Origin of the sequence: Crenobacter luteus (assembly GCF_004345725.1) — a bacterium.
Taxonomy (GTDB): Bacteria; Pseudomonadota; Gammaproteobacteria; order Burkholderiales; family Chromobacteriaceae; genus Crenobacter; species Crenobacter luteus.
This window is the reverse complement of record NZ_SLXG01000005.1, coordinates 1-8772: the sequence shown is the minus strand read 5'-3', so window position 1 is coordinate 8772 and position 8772 is coordinate 1. Positions and strand designations below refer to the sequence as shown.

General features: G+C 67.2%; 15 protein-coding genes and 1 pseudogene. All 16 read right to left on the bottom strand.

Going from position 1 to position 8772, the window contains the following annotated elements:
* Positions 1-524, bottom strand: a pseudogene (locus EV683_RS14245) (hypothetical protein); the annotation flags it as partial.
* Positions 525-537: 13 nt separating this feature from the next.
* On the bottom strand, positions 538-1101 hold the full coding sequence (locus tag EV683_RS04570) for a phage tail protein I (RefSeq protein ID WP_131861993.1): 564 nt from the start codon (positions 1099-1101) through the stop codon (positions 538-540).
* 4 nt (positions 1102-1105) lie between these two features.
* On the bottom strand, positions 1106-1996 hold the full coding sequence (locus EV683_RS04565; RefSeq protein ID WP_131861992.1) for a baseplate assembly protein: 891 nt from the start codon (positions 1994-1996) through the stop codon (positions 1106-1108).
* 2 nt (positions 1997-1998) lie between these two features.
* The gene (locus EV683_RS04560; RefSeq protein WP_131861991.1) at positions 1999-2361 is read right to left on the bottom strand and encodes a GPW/gp25 family protein; all 363 of its coding nucleotides are present in this window, start codon (positions 2359-2361) and stop codon (positions 1999-2001) included.
* Positions 2358-3002 (bottom strand): phage baseplate assembly protein V, encoded by a 645-nt coding sequence (locus EV683_RS04555; protein ID WP_131861990.1) that lies wholly within the window; start codon positions 3000-3002, stop codon positions 2358-2360. The genes EV683_RS04560 and EV683_RS04555 overlap by 4 nt, the downstream gene beginning before the upstream one ends.
* 79 nt (positions 3003-3081) lie before the next feature.
* The gene (locus EV683_RS04550; protein ID WP_131861989.1) at positions 3082-3525 is read right to left on the bottom strand and encodes a phage virion morphogenesis protein; all 444 of its coding nucleotides are present in this window, start codon (positions 3523-3525) and stop codon (positions 3082-3084) included.
* Positions 3506-3976, bottom strand: a complete 471-nt coding sequence (locus EV683_RS04545) for a phage tail protein (RefSeq protein ID WP_131861988.1) — start codon at positions 3974-3976, stop codon at positions 3506-3508. The genes EV683_RS04550 and EV683_RS04545 overlap by 20 nt, the downstream gene beginning before the upstream one ends.
* Positions 3973-4185, bottom strand: a complete 213-nt coding sequence (locus EV683_RS04540; protein WP_131861987.1) for a TraR/DksA family transcriptional regulator — start codon at positions 4183-4185, stop codon at positions 3973-3975. The genes EV683_RS04545 and EV683_RS04540 overlap by 4 nt, the downstream gene beginning before the upstream one ends.
* A 37-nt stretch (positions 4186-4222) precedes the next feature.
* Positions 4223-5032, bottom strand: a complete 810-nt coding sequence (locus EV683_RS04535) for an N-acetylmuramidase domain-containing protein (protein WP_131861986.1) — start codon at positions 5030-5032, stop codon at positions 4223-4225.
* Entirely contained in the window at positions 5023-5343 is a 321-nt protein-coding gene (locus EV683_RS04530) for a phage holin family protein (RefSeq protein WP_131861985.1), read from the bottom strand. Before EV683_RS04530 ends, EV683_RS04535 begins: the two co-directional genes overlap by 10 nt.
* Complete coding sequence (locus tag EV683_RS04525) at positions 5340-5714, bottom strand: putative holin (RefSeq protein ID WP_131861984.1); 375 nt, start codon at positions 5712-5714, stop codon at positions 5340-5342. Before EV683_RS04525 ends, EV683_RS04530 begins: the two co-directional genes overlap by 4 nt.
* A 2-nt stretch (positions 5715-5716) precedes the next feature.
* Positions 5717-5929, bottom strand: coding sequence for a tail protein X (locus EV683_RS04520; protein ID WP_131861983.1), 213 nt, complete (start codon positions 5927-5929; stop codon positions 5717-5719).
* Positions 5929-6405: a head completion/stabilization protein gene (locus EV683_RS04515; protein WP_131861982.1), complete on the bottom strand. Its 477-nt coding sequence runs from the start codon at positions 6403-6405 to the stop codon at positions 5929-5931. The genes EV683_RS04520 and EV683_RS04515 overlap by 1 nt, the downstream gene beginning before the upstream one ends.
* Positions 6406-6494: 89 nt before the next feature.
* Complete coding sequence (locus tag EV683_RS04510) at positions 6495-7199, bottom strand: phage terminase small subunit (RefSeq protein ID WP_131861981.1); 705 nt, start codon at positions 7197-7199, stop codon at positions 6495-6497.
* A 3-nt stretch (positions 7200-7202) separates the two neighbouring features.
* Complete coding sequence (locus EV683_RS04505) at positions 7203-8216, bottom strand: phage major capsid protein, P2 family (RefSeq protein WP_131861980.1); 1014 nt, start codon at positions 8214-8216, stop codon at positions 7203-7205.
* A gap of 29 nt (positions 8217-8245) precedes the next feature.
* Complete coding sequence (locus tag EV683_RS04500) at positions 8246-8680, bottom strand: GPO family capsid scaffolding protein (protein WP_243694710.1); 435 nt, start codon at positions 8678-8680, stop codon at positions 8246-8248.
* Positions 8681-8772 lie beyond the last annotated feature (92 nt).

Genomic DNA, 8772 nt, shown 5'->3' with positions numbered 1-8772 from the left:
CTGCCATTCCAGCGCAGCAGGTGTCCAGCCGCGGGGGCGGTGATGGTGGTGTCGGTCAGATTGGCTACGCTGGCATCGGTGATGCCGTAGCCGGCCAGGGTAGTCGGCTTGCCGGTGGTGATCTTGCCCCAATCGAGCGCCGGGATGTCGGCGGCCGTCTGGCTGGTCGCCGACGTGACGCGCCCCTTGGCGTCGATGGTGACCTTGGTGTAGGCGCCGGCAGCGACGCCGGTGTTGGCCAGCGTCATCGCCGCCGTGACGTTGCCGTTGCCGTCGAACGACACCGACCAGGTGCCGTCGCCGGTCATTGAGATCGCGCGCGCCGTTTTGAGCCGGTTGGCGTACATCACGGTCAGCGCGCCGCTGACAGCGTCGTCGAGCTGTTTTTTGAGGAAGGCGGTGCGGTTGGTCAGCGCCTGGATCGGGATGTTGTCCGGGCAATCCGGGCCGCCGGTCAGGATGGCGTCGGCCTCGAAGTAAGGGACGCCGGCCGGCCAGGTCGCGGTTTCAATCAGGTTTCCCATGGGTTTCTCCGGTTTAGGTCGTGCCGCGCGTATAGCTGCCGTCGCGCTTGGCGAGGCCGTTGCGGGTCAGGGCGGCTTGTCTGAAGTCCAGCTCGAACAGGTGGCAGCGTGCCGGCGCGATGTCGGCCAACATGGCGCGTGCGATCGCCGCCTGCTGCACGGTCAGGCGGCTGTAGCAGACGACGCGGTACTCGGCCCAGCCCTCGGCGCGCGTGCCGCGTTTGTTGAATGCGGTGCGGCGGCGGGTGCCGTCGCGGCGGTAGCCGGCACGGCCGGTTTCGATCGTTACTTCGCCGAGGCCGAGCGCGCGGAAGATGTCACGCACGGCGGCGACGGTGCCCTTGCGCTTGTGGATGTCGACCGCCTGGCGGATCAGCGCGCGCTGTTTTTCCTCGGTGTCGGCCGCGTCGAAGCCCTCGACCGAGCGCGCCCAGGCGAGCCACGGCAGGAACTCGACCGGGCAGCGGCCGGCGTCGGCCAGCCAGCGCAGGGGTGTCGGGTCGAGGGAGAAGGCGCCGGCATCGGCGAGGGCGGCCTCGAGTGGTGTGCGGTTGGGCGGCAGCAGTTGGCGGCTCATCGCGTCAGCTCAGGGTTATGGCGGTTGCTTGCGGGTATTGACCGTCGCTGCAATCGACATCGGCGACCGGGTTGGTCAGCGTCACGCGGCTGACGCCGGCGGTTTGCAGCGCGGCGTAGATGGCCGAGCGGGGCACGGAACCGCCGAGCTTCAGTCGCCCGGTCAGCATCGTGTCCAGCCGGGTGCGTGCCGCGTCCAGGCCGCCAGCCGCTGCGGCTGCGCCGTCCTCGAATTCGAGCGCAGCGTCGACGACGAAGGGGTTGGGTTGGCCGGGGACTACCTCGACGGTGTCGCACAAGGGCCGAACGGTCTCTGCCGACAGCGCTTCCCGAACCGTGTCGAGCAGCGCCTGGTCGGGTACGCCAGTGCCGCGCCGATCGAGCAGATAGACTCGCACCAACCCATCTTCGGGGGAGACGACCCTGGCGTGCAGTACGTCGGCCGAGGCCGACAGGGTGTGGAACAGGTAGGCACCACGGCTGCCTGCGACCGACAGCCCTTCGAGCGCGAGCTGGCAGCGGTGGCGCAGCCGCTCGTCGCTTTCCCACACCGCTTCGATCGGCGGCACGGCATCGGGGTCGGCTGGCGAAACCAGCAGCCGCTCGACGCCGTAGTCTGCGGCTCGGTGGTCAAGGTCGGAGCCGGTCGCGTAAGCGAGCATCGACGCCTTGGCCGCCTCGTTGATCCGCTGGCGCAGAATCATCTCGGTGTAGACGTTTTCCTGCAGCTCAATCGTGAGCGGCTCGCTCTCGAGCTCCAGGGTGGCGGCCACCGCGTCGCGGAGGTCGGCCGGCATGGCTGCGATCAGCCGCTGCTTTCTCTGCTGCAGCAGGGTCTCGTAGTCGATTTCCTCGACTAGTTTCGGGGGCGGCAATTGCGTGAGGTCGATCGGCATGGTCAGGCTTTCAGGGGGACTGTCAGCTTGGTGGGCTTGCCGGCGGTCGGGCCGTCACGTCGGGCGAGCTCGAGGTCGACGGCGAGGTCGGACGGTGAGGTGCCGCCTTGCAGCATGACGCTGACGAGGTCGACGCGCGGCTCCCAGGCGCTGATGGCCATGACGCTGGCCGCCATCACCTGCATGCGGGTTTTGCCGTTGAGCGGCTTGTCGATCAGGTCGGGAATCAGGCTGCCGAAGTCGCGGCGCATGACGCGGGAGCCGATCGGGGTGGTCAGGATCTTGCCGATGCTCTGGCGGATATGATCGAGGTCGGACAACTGCTGTCCGGTGGTAGCGTTGAGGCCGATGTAGCGCGAGCTCATTGCGGCGCCCCCGTGGTGCCGCCGCTGTCGCCGGGGTGGCTGTGCGTGTGCAGCGTGACGCCGTTGCTGACGACGCTGCCGGTGTTGTTGAACGTGCCTTGGTGCTGGTAGTCGCCGTCGTGATCGATCGGGCCGCTGATGGTGGCACCGGTCCCCATGCCTGCGTTGTTCAGCCCGCCTAGGTAGGTCAGCGTGCCGCGCACCAGCACGTTGCCGGTGAACTCGGATTCCGGGCAGTCGACGATGCATTTCTCGGCAGCCTGGACGAGAGCGGTTTTGATTCCGGTTGCCTCGAGCGCGCCGGTTGCGTGGTTGTAGAGGATGCGCGCGCCGTCCGGATAGGTGCGCAGATGCTCGTCGGGGCTGCTCGATGGCGCCGGGTGAGCGTCGGAAAACAGCCCGACCAGGACAACAGCTGTAGCGGGGTCGCCGCTCGGGCTGAACAGCATGCACTGCTCGCCGATGGTGGGCGGATCCCACTCGATGGTGGTTCCTGCGCGCGGCGCAAACCACGGTCGCCAGTCGCTGGTCAGGCCACCGGATTGCACGCGCACGCGTGGCGGCGTCATCTGCACTTCGGCGATGGTGCCGTAGCGGATGAGCGATTCGATGCGGCGGATGAGGTCGGCGAGTTGGTCCATGCGGCGAGTGTGCCGCGCGCGCGCCGGTCGGTGGTGGGCGGCTCCTAGTGCCAGACGCTGGCACAAGCGGGAGCCGATATCAGGCGGAGAGGCGGGCCAGTACGGCGTCGCGGATGGCCTCGATTTCGTCTTCGGTGAGGCCGAGCAGTTGGCGCGCGGGGTATTGCGCTTCGGGTCCACCCGGCTGAACGCGGTCGCGCAGGCCGAACTGGTGGACGCGGGCGATGCGCTCGACTGCGCCGATGAAGCCCACCACGGCGGCGGTGTCGCTGGTCTCGATCTTCAGGTACTTGGCCGTGCGCAGCTTGCGGAACATGGTGCGTCGGATCGCGCCTTTCCTGTCCCGAACCTGCGGCTTGCGCTTGGCGAAGGCCGTGCCGTCAGGGTTGAGTTGCGAGGCGATGCGCCGTTGTTGGCTTTGGCGCAGTTGCGTGGCGATTTCCCGCGCCAGCTGGCGCCGGCTCTTGCCGTCCAGGCTGGACAGCAGACCGGCGAGCTCGCTCTCAAACGTCCTCGCTGTCATAGACCAGATCCTGGTTGGCGTAGACGCGCAGTCGTTCCAGGTAGAACGTCTCGCCGAGCTCGGGCTCGCCGAGGTGGGTGGCGGTGAGGCCGGCGCCATCGCCGGTGACGTGGACGCGTTCGGACAGCTTCAGCTGCAGCTTGAGGTCGTAGCTGTTGTGGTTGAAGAACTCGGCGTCGAAGGTGATCGCCTCGCGCGCGCTATCGGCGTTCTGCAGCAGCATGGGCTCGTTGGCGCGGATCCACTGCAGCACCGGGATCATCACGTTGTCGGGGTGCAGGTTGAAGTCGAGGAGGCCGATCGTCAGCGTGTACTTGTACTCGAAGGAGGGTTTCCCCATGCCCGTGGAGATTCGCCCTCCTTCGATGAACATCACCAGGCGATCGGGATCCTGCACCAGGTAGGGCAAGGCCGCCTCGAGGGCGGCACGCAAACGGGCGGGCTTGTTCATCGGCGGCAGGCCTTTTCGACGTCGGACTGGCAGGACACGCAGCGGGTGCAGCCGGGCACTTTCTCGCGGCGCTGCTGCGGGATCTCGTCGCCGCAGTCCTCGCAGTGGCTGAGGCCGGCGCCGGCGCGCTGCCGGCCCGCCTGTCTGGCGAGTGCCTCCTCGCGCTGGCGCTGCTCGAGCTCCTGGGCGCGGTCGTAGATGTCGGTCATCGTGCGATTTTCTCCATGGGCTTGGTGCGGATACTGCTCATGCCGCTACCCTTTCTCCCTTGCTGTACTTGGCGTAGGCCGCCGCCAGCTTGGCGTCGTACAGGTTTTCCTTGTAGGCGGGGCCGTTGTAGAGGCGGGCGAACTCGCCCCAGCGTCGTGCTTTCAGCGCCTTTAGCAGGGCCGGGGCGGCTTCGATGAAACGAACGAAGGCACCGAGCTGGTTCGCCTCGCTGGCCATCATCGCCCGCTGGAAGTCTTCGGCGCTGGCGTAGCCCAGGGTGTCCCAGTGGTAGCCCATCACCTGGAACAGCCCCCAGCTGCAGGACTCGATCGCGATTGCCTGCGTAGTGACGCTGCGCAGATTGTCGAAGCGAGCCCATTCGGCCGGGCCGCCGACGTAGCCGCCGCGCGCGGTATTGACCAGGTTCGGATAGCGGCGCAGCAGGGCTGCGGCATCCAACCCCTTGGCCGAGGCCTGCCGGTAGGCGACGTGGCGCTCGAGCAGGATCACCGGGCGGCCGTCGTCCAGAAAGCCGGAGCCGCGGCTCTCGACCTCGTTCACGGCCTTGATACTGGCCAGCGGCGCGCCAAGCCGTTCGGCGGCGGCGACCAGGTCGGCCTCGCGCAGTCTGACGATGCGCCGTTCGCCGCGCAGAACCTCCTGCGTCTTCGGCCCGGCGATACCGTCGACGACGAGGCCGGCCCGTCGCTGTACGGTGGCGACCGCCGTTTCCGTGGCCTCGCCATACCACCCGTCGACCAGCAGCTTGGCACCGTGCGCGTTGAGCTTGCGCTGCAGCTCCTGAACGGCGGCGCCGTGGTCGCCTTTTCTGAGGGTCAGATCCATTTCTCTCTCCGGAGCAGTCGCAGGATGAGGGATTGCCGGTTGTCGCTGGCCGGCCGGAACAGCTCGATCACGTTGCCGTCGACCGAGAACAGGGCGGCGATCACCACCATGTTGATCACCAGCTGCGGCCAGCCGATGGCGGGCGCGCGGCCGAACAGGGCGAGCAACGCGATGGCGCCGAAGGCGACGATCAGCAGGTAGGCGAGGGCGCTGGCCCACGGCCGGTGGGTGCCGCCGCTACGCGCGAACAGGATCAGGCGCAGGCAGCAGGCTGCGCACAGGACGGCGTTGACGATCTGGAGGTCGATCATTTGCCGCCTCCTTTCAGGCCCGAAAGCAGATCGGCCGGGTTGTCGGCCTTGTTGATCAGCCAGATCAGGATCTTGATCACCAGGGCGGACGCGATCAGCGCGCCCACTCCCGCCGATACCTGGACGCGGTCGGGGAGAACGGTGGCAAGCAAGGCGGCCGCCATCGGGGCTGCGATCAGGCCCGCCACGATCGCGAGACAGAGAAAACCGAATTTCTTGGGGTTGCTCAGCTCGTTGCTGGACATGACGAACACGGCGGCGCCGGCGAAGGCACCGAGCACGGCGCCGGCATCGAGGCCGGGGAACAGCGCCAGCAGGCTGGCACCAGCCAGTGCGGCGGATGCGGCGGAGGTGGAAGCGGGTTCGGCCATTTTCAGTCCCAGAGGTTGACCAGCTGGCGGGTGGTTTCAGCCGGTTGGGTTGGTAGGTCGGGCAGGGTCACCGGGGTGCCGATCGGCAGGATCGGCCCGATGTCGGCGAGGCCGGGGTTGGCCTGGTAGACCGCCTCGGTGATGCCGGCGGTGCGCCCGTAGTGGCGATCGCAGATCAGGTCGACGGTGTCGCCCTGCATGGCGGTGATGCGCATCAGATCAGCTCGACGGTGGTGCGGCCGATGCCGAGGATGTCGCTGACCGCCCAGCGGCTGTCGCGGCGAAGGTCGTCGACGGTGGTGTCGAGCTCGTCGGCCTGCTTGTGACCGGCCGCGGTGCTGTCGAAGCTGCGGTAGCGCTCGGTGAGGTTGGCTGCCGCCCGGCATTGCACGGCGCGCTGCCAGCGCTGAACCAGCACCGAGGCGCCGTCGACTTCTTCGGCGGGCACCTCGGCCAACGTCGTGTAGCCCTCGGCTTGCCGGCTACGGCGCCAGTCGGCCAGCTCGCTGTTGACGTCGGCGATCGCCTCGATGAGCGCACCGCGCAGACGCTCGGCGGAGGCGGTGCCGTCGAGGCGCATGGCGCCGCGCGCGGTGGCCGGGTCGAGCTCCGGCCAGAAGCTGCCCGAATGGATCGGACTGCCGTCAGTGGCGTTGCCGGCGGCGGGCGGGTTTGCGGGTTGGATCAGCATGTCGGCTCCGGGTGGGGGCGGTGGAGGGGGCTTTGATCAGACGAGGCTGTCGCCACCCCCTGCCGCCCTGGTGCGCGGGGTACGCTCGGTTAGCCGCCGGTGGCGGCGTTGTTCTTCAGCTCGCGCTCGAGGCGATCGATCTCTTTCTTCACACCGACCTTGTCGTACAGCTGGATCGCGCGCTGCAGGTACTGGAGAGCCGCTTGTTTGTGGCCAAGGTCGAGCCCGACAGGCGGCCCGTCGTCCGCCATGGCCGCGTACAGCAGGCCCATCTCCTTGAACAACTTGGCGCGCACCTGGTCGTGCATGTCTTCCGATTCGGTGAGCGCCTGGCAGCGCTGCAGCGCACCGATGTCGAAGGGCTGTTTGCCATCGCGGGCGCGCTTTGCCGCGTCGGCGATTTCTTCCGCCACGGTGGTGGCTGTAGTGCGCTGGTAGCGGTCGGGCATGACGAGCTTGTGCGGGATGGCGTACTCGGCGATGTCGAGCGCGCCGGCGTAGTCGCCCGCGTCGATGCGCCACAGCATCACGGTCATCAGCACTTCGTCCTGGGAGCCCTTGCCCGCGCCGAGGACGCCGTCGATCCATGGCGCGTAGTCGGGCAGCAGCTTGCGCTTGAGCTCGGCCTTGGCTTCCATGGACTGGATGTCCTTCAGGCGGCGGCGGTCCTCGGCGAGCTTGAGCAGCATCAGTTCGTAGGCCGAAGCGTTCTCGGGCGGCGCCTCGCCCGCTGCCGCGGCCGAGGCCTGGGCAGCGGAGACCCGCAGGTAGTGAGCTTGTGCGGGGGTCGGCATGGCTTACTCCAGCTCGATGTTCTCGATCAGGGCGGCGCAGCCGTAGTCCTCGAGCAGGAAACCGTCGTTGCTCGACTGGTAGGTTTCGATGCGGTCGCGCTTCGGGTTGTCGATCACGCTGCGGCGCTGGCTGCCCTCCTGCCAGTAGATCGACAGGTTGTCGAGGCGGGTGATGAGGATGGCGTTGGCGGGGAAGAAGGGCACCTGCACGGCCTGCTGATTGCCCAGGCGCTTCTGGCTGACGATCAAGTCCTGAGCGGCTTTCTGCTCGGTCGGCGCCTGGATGGTGTTCACCAGCGGGAACAGCTTGTCGGCCATCAGCTGGCGGCCGGTGATGGCGACGAGCTGGGTGTCCTCTCGGAACCACGGCTCGATCAGATTGCTGACCGCGTCGTAGACAAGGGCGTCGAGCGTCTTGTAATCGCCGGTGGCGCCGACCTTGATCTTGCCGGCGGTCGCGCCTTCTTTCATCCAGCGCTGCGGAGCGGTGGAGCGGAGCTTCTGCAGCCAGCCGATGTTGACATCCTGCAGCAGCGGGTTCGCGGTGCGGTTGCTGGTGGCGGCGCGGCTGACGCCGTTGAAGCCGATCATCATCCGGTCGAGCGCGATGCGCTGGACAATCGCGTCGCGCAGGCGGGTCTGGAAGTCGGGGAATTTGGCCCAGGAATCCAGCGTGGCGTATTTCACGTGGGTGTCGTAGTTGGTCTGTTCGCAGCGGTAGCCGGTGCCGTCGAGCGCAAGCACATCGCGGGTCTGGCGTTCGCCGTCGTCGGTGTTCTGCGTGCCGGCGATCGGGCCGGAGATGCCGAGGCCGAGCGCTTCGCCTTCCTGCTCGGTGACGCCCATGATGTTGACCGCCTTCAGGAAGGCGCTGGACTCCTGCACCTTGGACTCGAGGGTCTGCTGCACGGTCGGATCGACCGAGAATTTGCTGATCACGGCGTCGATATCAACGCCGTTGAGCTGAGCGATGGCGGACAGGTATTTGTTGTATTGCTGACGGGTCGTATTGCGCATGTGGGGCTCCGTGGTTGTCCGATGGGCGATCAGCAGTCGGTGGTGATGGTGGTGGCACCGCCGGGGGTGCGGTCGCGGGCGGGGCCGTCCGGCTGCTGACTGAGCGTCTTGACCAGCTTGGCGTGGTCGGCAGAGAGCTGGTTTACCTGTTCCTGCAGCGGTTTGAGGTCCGGGCCTTGCGGCAGCGCGGCGAATTTCTCGAGCACCTCGCGCTGAGATTCGGCGATGACTTCGATAGCCTGCTGGATCTCGGTGAAGTTGGCGTCGCTGCTCTTCTTGAAGCCGGCGACGATGCCCTTGATCTTGGCGCTGAAGCCCTCGAGCAGCGCCTTGCCGGGCTGCTCGTCTTCCATCTCGAGGGTGAATTCGATGGCGGCGGAGAACAGGTTTTCGGGGTGGAGCTTGCGCTTGGCCAGCGGGTTGTTTTCCGCCTTGGCGCTGAACTGCAGCATCTCGGTGCCCATGACCTGCTCCCCCTAAACAGGGCCACCTGAAACTTAGTAAAGTTCGTTTTATACGAGGAGAACGGACTTGAAGAAGCGGTTCACGGAAGAGC